15 protein-coding genes are annotated in these 18,883 nt (G+C 69.3%); 8 read left to right on the top strand and 7 right to left on the bottom strand.

Annotated elements, in window-relative coordinates; genetic code table 11:
• Positions 1-38: 38 nt before the first annotated feature.
• From MKL11_RS14510 to MKL11_RS14495, 4 genes are all read left to right on the top strand, one after another.
• Positions 39-626: a histidine phosphatase family protein gene (locus tag MKL11_RS14510; RefSeq protein ID WP_243944641.1), complete on the top strand. Its 588-nt coding sequence runs from the start codon at positions 39-41 to the stop codon at positions 624-626.
• Between the two features lie 111 nt (positions 627-737).
• Positions 738-4,865 carry a Pls/PosA family non-ribosomal peptide synthetase gene (locus MKL11_RS14505; protein ID WP_243944640.1) on the top strand — a complete coding sequence of 1,376 codons (4,128 nt, stop codon included), beginning with the start codon at positions 738-740 and terminating at the stop codon, positions 4,863-4,865.
• A 124-nt stretch (positions 4,866-4,989) separates the two neighbouring features.
• Complete coding sequence (locus tag MKL11_RS14500; protein ID WP_243944639.1) at positions 4,990-6,138, top strand: sensor domain-containing diguanylate cyclase; 1,149 nt, start codon at positions 4,990-4,992, stop codon at positions 6,136-6,138.
• A 60-nt stretch (positions 6,139-6,198) separates the two neighbouring features.
• Positions 6,199-6,405: a SlyX family protein gene (locus tag MKL11_RS14495; RefSeq protein ID WP_243944638.1), complete on the top strand. Its 207-nt coding sequence runs from the start codon at positions 6,199-6,201 to the stop codon at positions 6,403-6,405.
• Between the two features lie 42 nt (positions 6,406-6,447).
• On the opposite strand, the gene MKL11_RS14490 is transcribed toward MKL11_RS14495, so the two are convergent.
• Positions 6,448-7,881, bottom strand: coding sequence for an NAD-dependent succinate-semialdehyde dehydrogenase (locus MKL11_RS14490; protein ID WP_243944637.1), 1,434 nt, complete (start codon positions 7,879-7,881; stop codon positions 6,448-6,450).
• Positions 7,882-7,982: 101 nt separating this feature from the next.
• Entirely contained in the window at positions 7,983-8,771 is a 789-nt protein-coding gene (locus MKL11_RS14485; RefSeq protein WP_243944636.1) for a class II glutamine amidotransferase, read from the bottom strand.
• A gap of 315 nt (positions 8,772-9,086) precedes the next feature.
• On the opposite strand from MKL11_RS14485, the gene MKL11_RS14480 reads away from it, so the two are divergent.
• Entirely contained in the window at positions 9,087-9,479 is a 393-nt protein-coding gene (locus tag MKL11_RS14480) for a response regulator (protein ID WP_243944635.1), read from the top strand.
• A gap of 397 nt (positions 9,480-9,876) precedes the next feature.
• Here MKL11_RS14480 and rpsU read toward each other — a convergent pair whose 3' ends face one another.
• Positions 9,877-10,209: a 30S ribosomal protein S21 gene (gene rpsU, locus MKL11_RS14475; protein ID WP_243944634.1), complete on the bottom strand. Its 333-nt coding sequence runs from the start codon at positions 10,207-10,209 to the stop codon at positions 9,877-9,879.
• Between the two features lie 322 nt (positions 10,210-10,531).
• Between rpsU and MKL11_RS14470 the strand changes: the two genes are divergently transcribed.
• The gene (locus tag MKL11_RS14470) at positions 10,532-11,578 is read left to right on the top strand and encodes a threonine aldolase family protein (RefSeq protein WP_243944633.1); all 1,047 of its coding nucleotides are present in this window, start codon (positions 10,532-10,534) and stop codon (positions 11,576-11,578) included.
• 64 nt (positions 11,579-11,642) lie between these two features.
• On the opposite strand, the gene MKL11_RS14465 is transcribed toward MKL11_RS14470, so the two are convergent.
• Complete coding sequence (locus MKL11_RS14465) at positions 11,643-12,830, bottom strand: DUF1501 domain-containing protein (protein ID WP_243944632.1); 1,188 nt, start codon at positions 12,828-12,830, stop codon at positions 11,643-11,645.
• Positions 12,827-14,347 (bottom strand): DUF1800 domain-containing protein, encoded by a 1,521-nt coding sequence (locus MKL11_RS14460; RefSeq protein ID WP_243944631.1) that lies wholly within the window; start codon positions 14,345-14,347, stop codon positions 12,827-12,829. Before MKL11_RS14460 ends, MKL11_RS14465 begins: the two co-directional genes overlap by 4 nt.
• Positions 14,348-14,545: 198 nt before the next feature.
• On the opposite strand from MKL11_RS14460, the gene MKL11_RS14455 reads away from it, so the two are divergent.
• The gene (locus MKL11_RS14455) at positions 14,546-16,159 is read left to right on the top strand and encodes a peptide chain release factor 3 (RefSeq protein ID WP_243944630.1); all 1,614 of its coding nucleotides are present in this window, start codon (positions 14,546-14,548) and stop codon (positions 16,157-16,159) included.
• Between the two features lie 81 nt (positions 16,160-16,240).
• On the opposite strand, the gene MKL11_RS14450 is transcribed toward MKL11_RS14455, so the two are convergent.
• Both MKL11_RS14450 and MKL11_RS14445 read right to left on the bottom strand, forming a co-directional pair.
• Positions 16,241-16,699 (bottom strand): response regulator, encoded by a 459-nt coding sequence (locus MKL11_RS14450; RefSeq protein WP_243944629.1) that lies wholly within the window; start codon positions 16,697-16,699, stop codon positions 16,241-16,243.
• 8 nt (positions 16,700-16,707) lie between these two features.
• Positions 16,708-17,175, bottom strand: coding sequence for a BLUF domain-containing protein (locus MKL11_RS14445; protein ID WP_243944628.1), 468 nt, complete (start codon positions 17,173-17,175; stop codon positions 16,708-16,710).
• Between the two features lie 301 nt (positions 17,176-17,476).
• On the opposite strand from MKL11_RS14445, the gene MKL11_RS14440 reads away from it, so the two are divergent.
• Positions 17,477-18,856: a flagellar hook protein FlgE gene (locus tag MKL11_RS14440; RefSeq protein WP_243944627.1), complete on the top strand. Its 1,380-nt coding sequence runs from the start codon at positions 17,477-17,479 to the stop codon at positions 18,854-18,856.
• The last annotated feature ends 27 nt before the right edge of the window (positions 18,857-18,883 follow it).

The following is an 18,883-nucleotide window of genomic DNA, read 5'->3' as shown; positions in this document are numbered from 1 at the left end:
GTTCCGGACGCCTGCGCAGCGACGGGACTTTGACACGGTTGGCCACGATCTACTTTATCCGCCACGGCCAGACCGCCTGGAATGCCGAGGGCCGTCTGCAGGGCAGCCGCGACATCGATCTCAACCCGCAAGGGGAGGCGCAGGCCGTCGCCGCCGCGCAGCGCCTCGCTGCGCTGGCGGGGCCGGGCGTGGCGCAGGCGGAGTTCCTCGCAAGCCCGCTCAAGCGCACCCGGCGGACCATGGAAATCCTGCGGACGACGCTCGGCCTGCCGCCGGAGGCGTACCGAACCGATCCGCGGCTCCGGGAGATCGGCTTCGGCAGCTGGGAGGGCTCGACCTGGGCCGAGATCCGCCGCCGCGACCCCGGGGGGGCGTCGGCGCGTGACCGCGCGCGCTGGAACCACCGGCCGCCCGGCACCGGCGGTGAGAGCTATGCCACCCTGGTCGAGCGGGTCGGCCCGGTGCTGGCCGATCTGGAGCGGGATGCCGTGGTCGTCGCCCATGGCGGCGTCGCCCGGGCGGCCCTGGTGGCGCTCGGCCATCTCGACATCTACGCGGCCCCCCGCCTCGGGATCCGGCAGGGCGAAGTCCTGGTCCTGGAACCGAGCGGCTGGCGCTGGGCTTAAGCCGGTCTTCATCCAAGGTTCAAAGCCGCCTCGATAACGGCATGATCGGCTGGCTATAGGTCGGTCGCCACGGTATGCGCCGCCCTGTTCGGTCGGTTAGCGGAGCAGCGGATGAGCGACCTCGCCGAGAAGACCCGGTCCGGACCGGCTGCCGAGGCGCGCGAGCGTCCGGTGGACGGGGCGGCCGTGCTGCGCGGCGACCACCGCCCCGACCTGATCCGCGACGAAGTGCTGGCCGAGATCTTTTTGGCCTCGGCACGTGCCCGGCCCGAGCATCCCTGCCTCGTCGACGGCGCCCGCCTCGTCGCGGGCGGTGCCCATCCGCACCTGACCTATGCCGCGGTCGCCGCCCGCGCCGGGCGGATCGCGGCCGGGCTCGCCCATCGCGGCATCGGCCCCGGGGACGTGGTCGGCCTGTGGATGGCCCGCGGCCCGGACCTGCTGGTCGCTCAGATCGGCATCACCCTGTCGGGCGCCGCCTGGCTGCCGTTCGACGCCGAGGCGCCGGCCGATCGGGTCGGGGTCTGCCTGACCGATGCCGCCGCCAAAGCGCTTCTGGTCTCGCCGGCGCTCGCCACCGCCGCGCCCGATGCCGCGCCGGCGCTCACGCCGGCGGATCTCGATGCCGCGACGCCCGCGGATGCGCCGGTGCCGGATCCCCGCGCCGCCGGCCTGACGCCGGAGCACCCCGCCTACCTGATCTACACGTCGGGCTCGACCGGCGTGCCCAAGGGCATCGTCATCAGCCACGCCAATATCTGCCACTTCCTCCGGTCGGGGAACGCGCTCTACGGCATGCGCGCCGACGACATCGTGTTCCAGGGCGCCTCGGTCGCCTTCGACCTGTCGATGGAGGAGATCTGGGTCCCGTATCTGGTCGGCGCGACCCTGTTCGTGGCGAGCCCGGCCATGATGGGCGACGTCGAGTCCCTGCCGGGCATCCTGGAGGCGGAGCGGATCACGGTGCTCGACACCGTGCCGACCCTGCTGGCGATGATCTCCGGCGACCTGCCGACCGTGCGCCTAGTCCTTCTCGGCGGCGAGGCCCTGCCCGAGCCGCTGGTCGCCCGCTGGGCCACCGGCACCCGCCAGTTGTTCAACACCTATGGGCCGACCGAGGCGACCGTGGTCGCCACCGCGGCCGAGATGCGGCCGGGCGAGCCCGTCACCATCGGCGGCCCGATCCCGAACTATTCGGTCTACGTCGCCGGCGAGGATCTGAGCCTGCTCGGCCGCGACCAGCAGGGCGAATTGCTGATCGGCGGTCCCGGCGTGGCCCGGGGTTATCTCGCGCGGCCCGAGCTGACCGCGGAAAAATTCATCGCCAACCCGTTCGCCTCGGACGGGACCGACCCGATCCTTTACCGCTCGGGCGACGCGGTCTCGCTCGATGCCGGCGGGCGGATCCTGTTCCACGGCCGCATCGATGATCAGGTGAAGATCCGCGGCTTCCGGGTCGAACTCGGCGAGATCGAGGCGCGGATCCGCAGCGTGCCCGACATCAACCAGGCCGCGGTGGTGCTGCGCCAGGACGACGGCGTCGACCGGCTGGTCGCCTTCCTGATCCCCGAGCGCGGCCGGTCGGTGGACACCGCCGCCCTGCGCCGGACGCTCGCCGGCCAGATGCCGCCCTACATGGTGCCCGGCCATTTCGAGCTGGCCGAGACCCTGCCGCGCCTGACCTCGGGCAAGGTCGACCGCAAGGCCCTCAAGATCGCCCCGCTCACGGTCGTCTCCGCCGACGGCGAGCAGGAGCCGCCGGCCAACGAGACCGAGGCGGCCCTGGTCGCCGCGGCCAAGCAGGTGTTCGGCAACCAGCCGATCCCGCTGGAGGGCGATTTCTTCGCCGATCTCGGCGGCCATTCGCTGTTGGCCGCCCGCTTCGTCTCGGCGGTGCGCGAGGCGCCGGCGCTCGCCGGCATCACCCTGCCGGACGTCTACGCCCTGCGCACCCTACGGGCGATGGCCGACGCGCTGATCGCCCGCACCGGCGGCATGGGCGCGGCGGCCTCCGTCCGCGACCTCAGCTTCGAGCCGCCGCCGCTGCGGCGCCGGGCCCTGTGCGGGCTGGCCCAGGCCATCGCGCTGCCCATCGTCATCACCCTCTCCACCGCGCAGTGGCTCGGGATCTTCGTCACCTACCTGCTCCTGACCGGCGGCGGCCTGAGCTTCTTCGCAGAGCTCGGCGTGCTGCTGCTCGTCTACATCGCGATCAACGGCGTAACCGCGGTGGTCGCGGTCGCGGGCAAGTGGCTGATCCTCGGCAGGACCAAGCCCGGCCGCTACCCGCTCTGGGGGGCCTACTACTACCGCTGGTGGCTGGCGCAGCGCCTGGCGCCCCTGGTCCACGTGAAATGGCTCCAGGGCTCACCCGCGATCTCGGTCTATCTGCGGCTGATGGGCGCCACGGTCGGCCGCGACGCGCTGATTTCCGACATCGAGATCGGCGCCCCCGACCTGCTCACCATCGGCGACGGCGCCTCGCTCGGCGGCCGCCTGGTCATCGCCAATGCCGAGATCGTCGGCAACGAGCTGGTGATCGGTTCGGTCGAGATCGGCGCCGACGCGGCCATCGGCACCTCCTGCGTGCTCAGCCACGACACGGTGATCGGCGCGCAGGCCGAGATCGCCGACCTCACCACGATCCCGACCGGCACCCGGGTCGGGCCGGCCGAGATCTGGGACGGCTCCCCTGGCCGGAAGGTCGGGATGGCCGATCCATCGGAGCTGCCGGCGCCTGCCGAGGCCTCATGGTCGCGCCGCGCCGCCTTCGCGGCCGCCTATATCGTGCTGCTCGGCGCCATCCCGGCGGTCGGCTTGCTGCCGATCTTCCCGGCGTTCTTCATCTTCGACCAGATCTCGGATTCGCTCTCCGACATCACGGACATCGACTACCACTGGTACTTGCCGATCCTCACCTGGCCGACCGCCATGCTGATGACCGCCGGCACGGTGCTGCTGATCGCCGGCATCCGCTGGATCGTGCTGCCGCGGGCCCGCTCGGGCACCTACTCGGTCCACTCCCTGTTCTACCTGCGCAAGTGGTCGCTGGCGCTCGCCGTCGAGGTGACGCTGGAGACGCTCTCGTCGCTGTTCGCCACCGTCTACATGCGCGCGTGGTACCGGCTGATGGGCGCCAACATGGGCCACGGCGCCGAGATCTCGACCAACCTCGGCAGCCGGTACGATCTGGCCGAGGTCGGCGCGAAGAACTTCGTCGCCGACGAGGTCGTGCTCGGCGAGGAGGAGATCCGGCGCGGCTGGATGCATCTCAAGCCGGTGCGCACCGGCGCCCGGGTATTCGTCGGCAACGATGCCGTGGTCCCACCCGGTGCGATCATCCCGGACAACGTGCTGATCGGCATCAAGTCGAAGCCCCCCGCCAACGACGCGATGAGCCCCGGCGAGACTTGGTTCGGCTCGCCGCCGATCCGGCTGCCCGCGCGCCAGCGGGTCGATCTCGGCTCCAACGCGCAGACCTACGAGCCGGGGATGTGGCCCAAGATCCGGCGCGGCGTGTTCGAGGCCTTCGCGACCTCGTTCTCGCCGATGCTCTACATCACCCTCGCGATCACCGTCATCGACTGGTACTTCTACCCGGCCATCCTGGAGAAGGACTGGTCCGGCCTGGCCGTCAGCTTCGTGACCGCCAGCGTCTGCATCGCGCTGATCCAGTCCGCCGCGGTCATCGCGATGAAGTGGGTGCTGATGGGCGTCTACAAGCCCGGCATGCAGCCGATGTGGTCCTGGTGGGCGATGCGCACCGAGGCGATCGCGGTGGCCTATTGGGGGCTGGCCGGCAAGGTGCTGCTGGAGCACCTCCAGGGCACGCCGTTCCTGCCCTGGGCGCTGCGCCTGTTCGGCGTGACGATCGGCGAGGGCGTGTGCATGCTCACCACCGACATCACCGAGTTCGACTGCGTGTCGATCGGCGACTACGCCACGATCAACCGCGTCTCGGCGCTGCAGACCCACCTGTACGAGGACCGGATCATGAAGATCGGCCGCGTCGTGGTCGGCCGCGGCGTCTCGGTCGGCGCCTTCGCGACGGTCCTGTACGACACCAAGGTCGGCGACTATGCCCGGCTGCGCCCGCTGACCATCGTGATGAAGGGCGAGTCGATCCCCGCCAACACGGAGTGGGAAGGGGCGCCGGCGGTTCCGGTGATCCACGCGACGGGAGCTGCGCGGACCGAACGACGGGGCGGCACGGCCGCGTCTCCGACCGTAAGTAACTGACACTACTGACGCCTGCGCGCTATTTTCGTCGCTCTGCTTCTAAATCCGCGCACTAGAGCCTCTTGCGGTGGATGTGACCAGACGTGCCTATGCTATCGTCTCAGGTGGAGACTGATAGAAAGCCGTGCATCTCGATCCCGCCACCCTGCTGATCGTCAGTTCCGTGACGACCCTGCTGGTCGGCACGCTGTTCCTGCTGTCGTGGCGGCAGGCGCCGTCCTCGCGGGCGCTGGCGATCTGGGGCGCGGCGCATATCGCGGGCGCGTTCGGTTCCGGCGGCCTCGCCCTGCGCGGCCAGATTCCCGACCTGCTGTCGATCGGTGTGGCCAACGCGGTGGTGCTGGCCGCCTACGGGCTGATCTGGAGCGGCGTCCGCTCGTTCGAGGGCCGACCCGCGCGGCCCGGCCTGGCCGTGGCCGGGGCGCTGATCTGGTGCGGTCTCTGCCTGGTGCCGGCCTTCTACGGATCGATCGAGGCGCGGATCGTCTACGCCTCGGCCGCGGCGACGCTGTATTGCGGCGATGCGGCTGCCGAGTTCTGGCGCGGACGCAGGGAGCGTCTCGCCTCGCGGGTCGCGGCCGGCATCATGCTGGGGCTCCACGCCCTCTTCTATCTCGTGCGGATCCCCTCGACCCTGCTGGCGCCGCCGCGGCCCGGGCTGAACCCGCTGACCTCCCCCTGGGTGGCGATCCTGTGCTTCGCGACCCTGCTGTTCTCGATCGCCTCGGCCTTCACCTTCATGGCCCTGGTGAAGGAGCGGGCCGAGCGCGAGCAGCGCGTCGCCGCCTCGACGGATCCGCTCACCGGCGTCCCCAATCGACGCGCCTTCGCGGGTGCCGCGGAGGCGGCCCTCGCCGCGCACCGGCATGCGGCCCTGCTGCTGTTCGATCTCGACCGGTTCAAGGCCGTCAACGATGTCCACGGCCACGCGGTCGGCGACGCGGTGCTGGTGGGGTTCTGCACGATGGCCGCCTCGCTGCTGCCCCGGGAGGCGATGCTCGGCCGGCTCGGGGGCGAGGAATTCGCCTGCCTGCTGCCCGACGTCTCGCCCGTCGAGGCCCTGGCGCGGGCCGAGGAACTGCGGCGGACCTTCTCAGGGCTGTCGGTGCCGGAATTGCCGACCCTGCGGGTCAGCGTCAGCATCGGGATCGCGCAGGCCCGGGACGGAGCCGATTTCGAGGCGCTGATGCGTCGGGCCGACGCCGCGCTCTACGTCGCCAAGAACGGCGGCCGCGACCGGGTCGCCGTGGCGGATTTCGGATACGCCGCATAGGGCGTCGCTGTCGGAGATCCACCGCGGATGCGCTATCGCGGGCCGGACTGGAGACCGGCCATGGACGAGCCCACCCGCATCGACCGCCTGGAGATGCGCCTCACCGAGCAGGATTCGACGATCGAGGACCTGAACCGCACCGTGACGGAGCAGTGGCGGGTGATCGACCGGCTGGTCCGTCAGGTCGATGCGCTACGGGATCAGGTGGAGGAAGCGGCGGCGCGGTCTGCGCCCCGCGGGCCGGAACCGCCGCCGCCGCATTACTGATGGGGCCGGCGCGCCGCTCTCAGCAGCGCGCCAGGTGGCGTTCTAGAAATTCGCCTGGGTGACGAACTTGGTCACCAGGTAGGCATCGAGCGCCTCAGAGCCGCCCTCGCTGCCGTAGCCGGATTCCTTGACGCCGCCGAAGGGCGTCTCGGGCACGGCGAGGCCGTGGTGGTTGATCGAGATCATCCCGCTCTCCACCGTGTTCGACACCCGTGCGGCCCGCTCGGCTGAGCGGGTATAGGCGTAGGCGGCGAGGCCATAGGGCAGGCGGTTGGCCTCGGTGAGCGCCTCCTCGTCCTCCGAGAACCGGTTGATCATCGCCACCGGCCCGAACGGCTCCTCGTTCATCATCCGGGCGGTCAGCGGCACCTCGGTGAAGACCGTCGGCTCGAAGAAGTTGCCGCGGTTGCCGATGCGCTTGCCGCCGGCGCGCAGCGACGCCCCGGCCGATTCGGCGTCGGCGGTCAGCGCCTCGATCGCCTCCAGGCGGCGCCCGTGGATCAGCGGGCCCATCTTCGTGTCGGGATCCAGCCCGTCGCCGACCTTCGCGCTCTTGGCGTAGCTGGTGAAGCCCTCGACGAACCGGTCGAACACCGAATCGTGCACCAGGAACCGGGTCGGCGAGACGCAGACCTGGCCGGCATTGCGGAACTTCGACGGGGCGAGGACCGACACGGCCTTCTCCACGTCGGCATCGCCGAACACGATCACCGGCGCGTGGCCGCCGAGCTCCATGGTGGCGCGCTTCATGTGCTCGCCGGCCAGCGCCGCGAGCTTCTTGCCGACCACCGTCGAGCCGGTGAACGAGATCTTGCGGATCACCGGATGCGGGATCAGGTAGGCCGAGATCGTCGCCGGGTCGCCGTAGACCAGGGACAGGGCGTCGCCGGGAATACCGGCATCCAAGAAGGCCCGCACCAGGGCGGCGCAGCTCGCCGGCGTGTCCTCGGGCCCTTTGAGGATCACCGTACAGCCGGTGCAGAGCGCCGCCGAGATCTTGCGGACCGCCTGGTTGATCGGAAAGTTCCAGGGCGTGAAGCAGGCCACCGGGCCGACCGGCTCGCGGATCACCGCCTGCAGCACGCCGTCGGCGCGGGCCGGGATGACACGGCCGTAGGCGCGCTTACCCTCCTCGGCGAACCAGTCGATGATGTCGGCGGCCGCCAGCGTCTCGACGCGCGACTCGGCCAGAGGCTTGCCCTGCTCCTGGGTCATGATCCGGGCGATCTCGTCGACGCGGGCGCGCAGCAGGTCTGCGGCTTTGCGCATCAGCTTGCCGCGCTCGAACGGCGACACCTTCCGCCAGGCCGGGAAGGCCCGGGCGGCCGCCGCCAGGGCCTCGTCGAGATCCGCCGTGGTGGCGACGGCACACTGGCCGATCGTCTCGCCCGTGGCCGGATTCAGGACGCCCAGGGTCTCTCGGTCGGCGCCCGCGCGCCAGCGGCCGGCAATGTGAAGCTCGGTATCCGGATACATCGGTCAGTTCCCGCCCGGCCGCATCGTCGGCCGTTGCCGACATGTGGCAACGTGGCACGGATCGACAATCCCGCCCGGGGCATGGCTGAGATGGGATCCGCTCAGGCGGCGCGCGAGCGAGCGGTCTCCGGCACGGTCACGACCGTGGCGCTCCCGTGCCGGGCCCGGAGCGTCCCACCCTTCGGGACGATCTGCCAGCCCTCGCGGCAGCCGTCGATCGGTTCGGACACGACGACGATCCCGCCCGGCCCATCGCGGAAATACAGGCTCGGCGGTCGGCCGTCGCAGGCCCAGCGATAGGCGGTCAGCGTCTCGCCATCGGTGAGCAGGGCGGTGAAGCGCAACGGCTCGGAGACGCCGGCCTCCTTCATCAGGGCGCGGATCGTCTCCAGGGTGCGGGCCATGGCGCCGACCGGGTCCTGCTCGAGCCCGTTGGCCAGGGCCAGCAGAAAGATCGCCTCGGAATCGGTGCTGCCGCGCCGGTGATCGTAGAACGTGTCCGGGATCAGGGCCTCGAGCCGCCGCTTGATCCGGTGGTAGCCGCCGATCTGGCCGTTATGCATGAACAGGTGCCGCCCGTAGACGAACGGGTGGCAATTCGCCCGGGCGGTGGCGGTGCCGGTGGAGGCGCGCACATGAGCGAAGAAGGTCCGCGCCCGGACCTGGCCGCACAGGTTGGTGAGGTTCTCGTCCGACCAGGCCGGGGAGATGTCGCGATAGATCCCGGGCTCCGGACGCTCGCCGTACCAGCCGATGCCGAAGCCATCGCCGTTGGTCTCGGTCTTCCCCTCGTCGGCGTGCAGCGACTGGTGCACCAGCGAATGCGTCGGCGCGCAGACCAGGTCCGAGAGAAAGACCGGCTCACCGCTATAGGCGAGGAAACGGCACATATCGGACGACGATCCTTCTCTGGTTCGCGCGTGATCCGTTCGCGGCCAACCTGGAACGGGCAGCCGCGAATGAGATTAACAGTCGGTCCACATGGGTGAACAGGTTCTTAACCGGGACCCAGCTGCGCCATTTTCAAGCGTTTCGGGCAAAAATGGCGCCGCTTGATTGCGGAGCGGGCAGGGGCGGCTCAACCACGAGGACACTTGTGAGCCGGCTCCTGGCAGGCCAGCATGGCCGAATCGGGGAATCAGCGGTCCATCAATGAGGCCGCGACCCGTAGAGGGGTTTCACGCAACCGACAGCAGGAGATTTTCATGGATCGCGCACAGCCCGAGTGTTCCGCCCCCGTGGCGCTCGTCGTGGAGGACGATGCGGCGGTGCGCGACCTCGCGACCGCGGTGCTGGAAGAGAGCGATCTCGGTGTCATCGCCTGCGAGAGCGCCGAGGCCGCGCTCTCGGTGCTGGAGCGGTCCGACGTCACCGTGGCCCTGTTGTTCGCCGATATCCGCCTGCCCGGCGCGATGGATGGCGTGTCGCTCGCCCAGGCGGTGGAGCGGCGCTGGCCGGACGTGCGGGTGGTCGTCACCTCCGGCGCGAGCCGCGACGAGCGCCTGCCCGACCAGACGGTCTACATGCAGAAGCCCTGGCGGGCACTCGACGTGCTGGTCCAGGCCGAGCACGCCACGATGGCGGCCAAGGCCGCCTGAAGAGGGGCTGACGCGTGCTCCTTCCTCCGGAGAGGGGAGGGGGCCGCGTTTCGGAGCTGATCGCACGCCCTGTCGCGTCGCAGACAATCCGATGATCGATGCATCGACGCACGCGAAGCGTGGGAGCCCACGGTTTTTGGCATAGGCCCTACGCGTTTCACGGTCATTGCGAGCGCAGCGAAGCAACCCAGTGCAGCGCGCGATCCAAGAAGGTCGCGTATCCCTAGGTTGCTTCGCTTCGCTCGCGATGACGGCACGCTTCCCCGAACGCGGGGCTCATCACCCCAGACAGCACGTTGCGTTACCGCCTCCGCGCCGGCGCTGATCCCAGCCAAACCAAACGCAAAAAGCCCGGCCGCTGGCGCGGTCCGGGCTTCTGCCGTTCGAAGGAAACGTCTTAGGCGACGGTCGTCGGGTTCACCGAGGCCTGACCGGCGGCGTTGCCGGCCTGCGGGCCGGCGGACGGCGACGGGAAGCCGGGGCGGCGGCTGCCGGCCGGGAAACGGGGCTTCGGCTTCGGCGCAGCGATCAGACCCTCGCGGATGGCGGTCTTGCGGGCCTGCTTGCGGGCGCGGCGGACGGCTTCCGCCTTCTCGCGCGCCTTGCGCACGGACGGCTTCTCATACGCCTTGCGCTGCTTCATCTCGCGGAAGATGCCCTCACGCTGCATCTTCTTCTTGAGGACGCGGAGCGCCTGATCGACGTTGTTATCGCGAACGAGTACCTGCAACGGACTTGATCCTCTGGACCTGGATTTGGGGCTCGCGCAGCCCGCCGCCGATCTGGAAACCGGCAACGTCCCTCGCCCGGGAGAACCCGGGAGGGACGGGAACGTCGGTTTCCGAATCGGCGTGGAGCCCACGCCTTGGCGCGCCTTCTACACCAAGCGCGAACCAGTTCCAACATCTTCGCAGCATCGATCTTCGCTGTGCTGATACCGCCATCGACGGCACTCATTCGGCGACCGATTCGACGCACACCTGCCCTGCTCGGGCTCGATTTGCGGCGGAGCCCGATTGCAACGCGATCGGACACGGTTCTAGGCTCGGGGGATGACGCACGACGACTCGCAGCAATTCGCCAGCGACAACTACTCCGGCATCTGCCCGGAAGCCTGGGCCGCCATGGAGGCGGCCAATCGCGGCCATGCACCGGCCTACGGCGAGGATGCCTGGACGGAACGGGCCGCGGACGCGTTCCGCCGCCTGTTCGAGACCCCATGCGAGGTGTTCTTCGCGTTCAACGGGACTGCGGCGAACGCGCTGGCGCTGGCGGCCCTGTGCCAATCCTATCACAGCGTGATCTGCGCCGATTCGGCCCATGTCGAGACGGACGAGTGCGGCGCGCCGGAATTCTTCTCCAACGGCTCGAAGCTGCTGACCGTTCGGACCGAGGGCGGCAAGCTCACCCCGGAGGCGATCCGCGGGCTCGCCACCAACCGCAGCGACATCCACTTCCCGCGGCCGCGAGTGGTGACGATCACGCAGCCGACCGAGACCGGGCAGGTCTACACGCTGGCTGAGCTGCGGGCGCTCTCGGCGACCTGCCGCGAACTGGGGCTGGCGCTGCACATGGACGGCTCGCGCTTCGCCAATGCCTGCGCCAGCCTCGGATGCAGCCCCGCCGACATGACCTGGCGGGCCGGGATCGACGTGCTGTGCTTCGGCGGCACCAAGAACGGCATGCATGCCGGCGAGGCGGTGGTGTTCTTCGATCCGAAGCTCGCCGAGGATTTCGGCTTCCGGTGCAAGCAGGCCGGCCAACTCGCCTCGAAGATGCGCTTCCTCGCCGCCCCCTGGGTCGGCATGCTGGAGAGCGGCGCCTGGCTGCGGAACGGCACCCACGGCAATGCCTGCGCCCGGCGCTTCGCCGCGGCGGTCGCCGGTCTGCCGGGGATCCGCGCGCTCTTCCCCGTGGAGGCCAACGCGGTCTTTCTCGCGATGCCGGCCGCGACCATGGAGCGGCTGCGGTCCCGGGGCTGGCGCTTCTACACCTTCATCGGCGGCGGGGCGCGATTCATGTTCGCCTGGGATGCCGAGACCGCCCGCGTCGACGCCCTGATCGCCGACCTGCGTGCCCTGTCGGCGGAAGCCGCCTGAGGTCGGGTTTCCAGAGGGCTCAGCCCTTTGGCGGGTCATCGGGGCGGAGCCCGATAGCAAGCGCTCAGATCAACCCGAGATCGGCCGGCTCGGCGCCGGCGAAGACCCGGTTGAGGCTCGCCTGATCGAGGTCGTAGAGGCGCTGGAGCAGGCCGGAGAGCAGGGCGCGGTAATTGGTGAGCACCGGGTAGTCCCGGTTCTGGAACAGGTGCGCCTCATCGGCGCGCACCTGCGGGCCGGCGATGCGGCCGCCCCGGACCCCGCCGCCCAGCACCCAGTAGACGCTGCCGTGGCCGTGATCGGTGCCGCGATTGCCGTTCTCCCGGAAGGTGCGGCCGAACTCGGACAGCACCACCACAACGGTGTCGGACCAGCCCGGCCCGATCTCCTCGACGAAGCCCGCCAAGCCTCGACCCAGTTCGCCGAGCCGGTCGGCGAGGTAGCCGGTGCCGGCGCCCTGGTTCACGTGGGTGTCCCAGCCGCCGACATCGACGAAGCCGAGGTTGAACGTCTCGCGCATCAGCCGGCCGATGCGCCGTGCCGACAGCTCGAAGCCCTTGGGCGAGACTGCGCCGCGGTCGGCCTGGCCGGCATGATCGGAGATCGTGTTGTAGACCGCGTCGCGGACGCGAAAGCCCTCGGTCACGGCGCCGGCCAGCTTGGTGTCGCCGTACATGGCGGCGATCAGCCTGGCCTGCCGGGCGTCGATGCCGGGTTTGCCGACCCCGTTGATGGCGATGTTGGGCACGGTCTCGCTGCCCCGGAAGATCAGCGGCAGCTGCTCGGTGAAGGCGATCGGCCGGACCCGGGTCAGCTCCGCGGCGAGCCGCGCCATGAAGCCGGAATTGTAGTCGCGGGTGGCGCCGATCGTCTGGCCGAGCTCGATCGTATCCTGGGTCTCGAAATGGCTGCGGGTCAGGTCGTCGGTGCCGGCGAAGGGCACGAACGCCGCCTGGCCCTTGGCGTAGAGCGGCAGGATCGTGTCGCGCAGTGCCGGGTGCAGGCCCCAGTCGGCATCCAGCGCCAGGGCGGCGTTCGGGTTGCCGGGATCAGGCCTGGCCACGGCGAGGTTGGGCCGCGCCTGGTAGTAGAACGGGCTGCCCGTGGGGATCACGACGTTGGCCGCGTCGTAGGCGCCGCGCAGGAACACGACCAGCAGGCGGGCATCCGCCTTCGGGGCCGCCCAGACGCGGCCCGCCACATTGGACAGGCCGAGCGCGGTGGCGGCACGGAGAAGGTCACGGCGGTTCATCGCATGAACTCCGGTGAGGCGAGGTAGAGCGTGTTCCAGTCCTGCGGCGACACCGCCTGGGCGAGGGCGCCTCGCGTGGGCGCGCCGAGCGTCCCGGCCAGGGTCGAGAAGTAGAGGCCGTTGGCGAGCACCGGGAAGGCCGGCTCCTCGGGCCGGTCCGGGTCGGCCGGCTTGAACAGGCCCGCCGGGCCCGAGCCGATCTGCCGGGCGATCTCGAACCGGGTGGTGAGCTGCCCCGGCCCGCTCCAGGCGGCGGCGTCGAGGGCGTAACCGTCCGGCGTCGAGCGGTTGAACAGGCCTTCGCCGAGGCGGTTCAGCCAGCCGAGCACCGGAGCCGTGTTGAGGATCACCTTCTCGTCATAGGCCATGCGCAGGGCCGAGAAGACGTAGCGGACCGGATCCTTGAACGCGCCGCCCTGCGATGCCGCGAAGACGGGCTCGCGGACCAGGGCCTCGGTCACGGCGGCGATGTCGCCGTCCGTGCGCGCGAACGTGGCGGCCAGCCGGGCGACCAGCGCGTCGTCCGGCGCCTGGCCCGTGACATAGGTGGCGAGCGCCCGGGATACGGTGGTCGCGGTGGCGGGATGGCGGACGATCAGGTCGACAGCCTCCTCGACCTCGGGCCAGCCGCGCCCCTGGATCCGAACGCCCAGGAAGGTCTTGTCGCCGTAATCGTGCCGGTTCGGGTTGAATTCGAACAGCCCGTCCCGGATGAAATCCGCCGCGTGCTCGGGCCGGAGCTTCGGGGGTTCGGGCTTCAGGTCGATGCCGATACCCGTGAGGATCCGCGCCAGGGCCTCGACATCGGCCTGGCTGTAGCCGGAGCCGACACCCATGGTGTGCAGCTCCATGATCTCGCGGGCGTAATTCTCGTTGATGTGGCCGGCGGCGTTGGCGTCGTTGTCGAGGTAGTGCAGCATCGCCGGGTGGCGCAGGCTCGCCATCAGCAGGTCGCGGAAGCGGCCGAGGACGTGCGGACGGATCGCCGTGTCGACGTAGTCGCCCACCGCAGCGCGCAGATTCGCCTTGCCCTGATGGACGTTGAAGCGGTTGTACCAGAACCAGGTCAGCCGCTCGCGCAGCTGGTCCGGGCTGTAGAGGGCGCGCAGCACCCAGGACGACGCGGCGTTGCGGGCGGCATCGTTCAGCGCGGCCTGGAACGTCTTCTGCGCCGCCTTGCTGGCCTCCGGATCGGGCAGAGCCTTGGCAGCCTTCGCCTGGGCGTCGAAGGCCTGGGCGCGCTCCAGCAGGGTTCCGGGCGGCGTCAGCGCGTCGATCTGGGCCTGAGCGGACGGCGGCAGGCGGGTTTGCGCCGGCGGATGGAGCTGCTCCTGCAGCCAGCGGGCGCGGCCCTCACGGCGCAAATGCGCGAAGGCCGACGGGGTGGCGCCCCAGGTCAGCGCGTCGAGGAACGCGACGTCGGCAGCGGGGGACGGAGCCGGTTCCGCGGCGAGCGGTCCGGCGGCGACCAGCATCGCCGCGGCGGCGAAGTGACGTGACAGGGTTGCGGTGCGCATCGTCGATGGCCTCGCCGAAAAGTCCGGCGCCCGAATCTCGCCGCTCCAGCCTGTACCGCGGATTAAGGGCTGCGGGTTCTTTGCCAATACCCGGGCTTGCCGCTACACGATCCCAAGACCACCGCCCGAGCCCATCGCCCGAGATCGGGCGCGCCGGGCGACGCCCCTTACGTTGTGCCGACCCAGAGCGTTCGCTCCATGCTGATGCAGACCAAGACCGAAGCGAGGCCGGCCGATCCGGTTGCGCGGCGGCGCACCTTCGCGATCATCTCCCACCCGGACGCTGGCAAGACCACGCTTACCGAGAAGCTGCTGCTGTTCGGGGGCGCGATCCAGCTCGCCGGCGAGGTCAAGGCCAAGCGCAACCGGGTCTCGACCCGCTCCGACTGGATGGGGATCGAGAAGGAGCGCGGCATCTCGGTGGTCACCTCGGTGATGACCTTCGAGTACGGCGACTGCGTCTTCAACCTGCTCGACACGCCGGGCCACGAGGATTTCTCCGAGGACACCTACCGGACGCTCACCGCGGTCGATTCGGCCGTGATGGTGATCGACGCCGCCAAGGGCATCGAGGCGCGCACGCGAAAGCTGTTCGAGGTGTGCCGGCTGCGCGACATCCCGATCGTCACTTTCGTCAACAAGCTCGACCGCGAGGCCCGCGACCCGTTCGAGCTTTTGGACGAGATCGAGAAGACGCTGGCGCTGGACGTCGCGCCGGTCACCTGGCCGATCGGCACCGGCCGCAACTTCTCCGGGACCTACGAACTCGGCGGCAACCGCGTGCGCCGGCTCGACGCCGCCGAGGATGCCGGCATGGTTACGGTGTCGGGCCCGCAGGACCCGCTGTTCGACCAGCTGCTCACCGAGAACGGCGCGGCCGATGCGTGGCGCGAGGAGGTGGAGCTGGCCGAGGGCGGGCTGAAGCCGTTCGACCTCGACGCGTTCCGCGAAGGGCACCTGACGCCGGTGTTCTTCGGCTCGGCGCTGCGCAATTTCGGCGTGCGCGACCTCATCGACGGCCTCGCCAAGGTTGCGCCGCCGCCGCGCGGCCAGGATGCCGACAAGCGCCTGGTCGAGCCGACCGAGCCGCGCATGACCGGCTTCGTATTCAAGATCCAGGCGAACATGGACCCGAACCACCGGGACCGGATCGCATTCATGCGGGTCTGCTCGGGCAAGCTCAGCCGCGGGATGAAGGCCCGGCTGGTCCGCACCGGCAAGCCGATCTCGCTCTCGGCGCCGCAATTCTTCTTCGCGCAGGATCGCGCCATCGCGGACGAGGCGTTCGCCGGTGACGTGGTCGGCATCCCGAACCACGGGACGCTCCGGATCGGCGATACGCTGACGGAAGGCGAAGACATCGTCTTCCGCGGCGTGCCGAGCTTCGCCCCGGAAATCCTCCGGCGGATCAAGCTCACCGACGCCATGAAGGCCAAGAAGCTGCGCGAGGCGCTCCAGCAGATGGGCGAGGAGGGCGTCGTCCAGGTGTTCGTGCCCCAGGACGGCAGCCAGGCGATCGTCGGCGTGGTCGGCGCGCTCCAGCTGGACGTGCTGAAGGAGCGCCTCCAGGCCGAATACGGCCTGCCGGTGGATTACGAGACCTCGCGCTTCTCGGTGTGCCGGTGGATCGAGTCCGAGTCCGAGATCGAGCTCGACAAGTTCGTGGACAGCCACGGCTCGGCCATGGCCAAGGACCTCGACGGCGCCCCGGTGTTCATGGCGACCACGGCGTTCTCGTTGCGCTACGAAGAGGAGCGCTACCCGGCGGTGCGCTTCACCGACGTGAAGGATTACCAGAAGCGGGCGGCTTGAGGGTTTAGGGGAGGTCGCGTCCCGTATCCCTCCCGCGCAGAGGGGGGAGATAGGGCGCGCGTCGGCGCCGAACGTGAGACCTCAAAACTTCCCCAGCATCGGGAAATCCGCCGTCAGCGTCGATTCCGCCGCGATCGGTGCGTCGCGCTTGCGCGGCTTGCGGTTGAGCACCTGCTTCAGCTTGCTCTTCAGCACCGCCATGTCGAACGGCTTGAGGATGAACGCGTCCGCCCCGGCCTGGTGGGCGAGGTTGATGTCCTCGAAGTCGAAGGACGATTCCGTGAGCATGAACGGCGTGTTCATCAGCGCGTCGTCGGCGCGGATCTCGCGCAGCAGGCTGAGACCGTCCATCGGCTCCATGGTGAGGTCGGAGATCACCAGGGCGTAGCGGCGCGTGCGCAGCCGCTCCAGCGCCTCGGCGGCGGTCGTCACCCCCTCGACGTCGGGGAAGCCGATCCGGGTCATCAGCATCACCACGAGACGCAGAAGCTTTTCCTGGTCGTCGACGATGAGGATCGGGGGCGTATCGCTCTCGGACATCGCTCGGCTCAGATGAAGAGGTGATCGATGCCCTGGCGGGACATCGCGTCGTTCTGGAGCGCCACGCAGAGACCGTGGATCGCGGTCGCCTTGGGGGTGCCGCGCTGGAGCATCGGCAGCAGGTTGGCCTTGGCGAACAGGCTGTCATTCGCCGCGGTGCGCTGAGCGCTCTTGAAGGAGTGGACGAACTCGCGCTTGGCGATCTCACGCCACTCGTTGATCTGGACGTCGCGGTGACGCTGGTCAGCGCTGACCCGGTCGAAAGTCTCATGGACCGACGAGCGCTCGCCCTCGATCACCTGGCAGGCAAAGTTGCCCTCGATGATCAGGAAGCTGGTGATCACCGAGAACTCGTTCTTCTTCTGCGCGACTCGACCGATCTCGGTGATCTGCTCCGACCGCTTCGCGGGGTCCGATGACAGATTGAGGCGCGAGAAGTAGATGATGTGGACGAGGCTCGTCCGTTTCGCCCGCATGACCTCGAGATCCGCAATCCATTCTGCTTCGGCGTGTTCGGGCAGGACGCGCCCCACCCAGCTTAGCCCGCCCACGATCCTTGCGCGAGCCGGATAACACCCCGTAAACGCGCCGGCCCCACCTGTTCACATCGGCGTGGTTTCCGGTCCGGCAGAAACTGCCGGGTCGGCACCTCAGGTCGGTCAGTGCTGCCGGGCAGGCTCTGGCCAATGTCTGATCTGACAAGGACTTAGCTTTGGCACGGCGGTTGCGGTCGCTGGATTCTGCGGGCCAGTGCGGCGCGTATCGGGATCGCATGCCATGGATCTTTTTACCGCCCTGCAGACCTCGGTCTCCGGACTGCAGGCGCAGTCCTACGCCATCAGCAACATCTCCGGGAACATCGCGAACTCGCAGACGACCGGATTCAAGCGGATCGACACCAGCTTCGTCGACATGATGTCCGAGACCACGCCGAAGCGCGAGGTTTCCGGCTCGGTCCTGGCCCAGTCCCAGCTCACCAACACGATCGCCGGCAACGTCGTGGCCTCGACCGTCCCGACCAACATGGCGATCAACGGGACCGGATTCTTCACGGTGGTGCAGAAGACCGGCGATTCGAACGGCGCCGCGACCTTCAGCGGCACGAACGTCTACACGCGCCGGGGCGATTTCTCGCAGGACAAGGACGGCTACCTGGTCAACGGTGCCGGCGGCTACCTGACCGGCACGAATCTCGACCCGGTCACCGGCCAGGCGACCAGCACCGGGCTGCTCAAGATCGGGAACACGTCGCTTCCGGCCCAGCCCACGACCTCGATCACCTATGCGGCCAACCTTCCGGCGACGCCGGCCACAACCGCGTCGACCACGTCGGGCTCCGACGTCTACAATCAGCTTCCGGCGGCCGTGGTCCTCAGCGGGACCGGCCAGACCGGCGTCTCGGTGCCCTCGACGGGGGCCGGGACCTTCGTGAACAACAGCATCGCGGGGCCGTCCCTCACCACCTACACGCAGACCGGCGCGCCGGTCACCCTGAGCACGCGCTGGGCGAAGGTGCAGGATGCCACCACGACGCCGTCGCAGCCGGCCGTCTGGAATCTCTATTACGCCTCCGATCCCTCGGCTTCGGCGAATTCCACGGCCTGGCAGAATGTCGGGACCGCGTTCACCTTCGACTCGACCGGCAAGCTCACGTCGCCCGCTACGAGTCCGGTCTCGCTCGGCAACGTGACGGTGGGAGACTACACCTTCTCGAACATGACCATGAATGTCGGCACGGCCGGCCTGACGCAGTACGCCGACACGTCCGGGGCCGTGACCACCAACACCCTGACCCAGAACGGCAACAGCTCCGGCACGCTGACCAGCGTCGCGATCGGGACGGACGGCAAGATCAACGGCACGTTCTCGAATGGCTCGGTGCTCGGGCTCGCCACCGTGGGGATCGCCCAGTTCGCCAATCCCGACGGGCTGAAGGCCGATTCGAACGGCAATTACCTCCAGACCGCCGATTCCGGGCCCGCCCTCGTCGGTCTGAACGGAAGCACGATCACGGGCGCCAGCACTGAGCAGTCGAATACCGACATTGCGACCGAGTTCTCTAAGATGATCGTAACGCAGCAGGCCTACTCTGCGAACACGCGCGTCATGTCGACGGCCCAGACGATGATGTCTGACCTGCTCAACGTGATCCGCTAAGTGAGGATCCGATCCGAACTGCGGAGG

The sequence above is a fragment of the Methylobacterium sp. J-077 genome (assembly GCF_022829365.1).
Lineage (GTDB): Bacteria > Pseudomonadota > Alphaproteobacteria > Rhizobiales > Beijerinckiaceae > Methylobacterium.
Note: the sequence above shows the minus strand (reverse complement) of the source record. Positions and strands in the feature narration are given on the sequence as shown.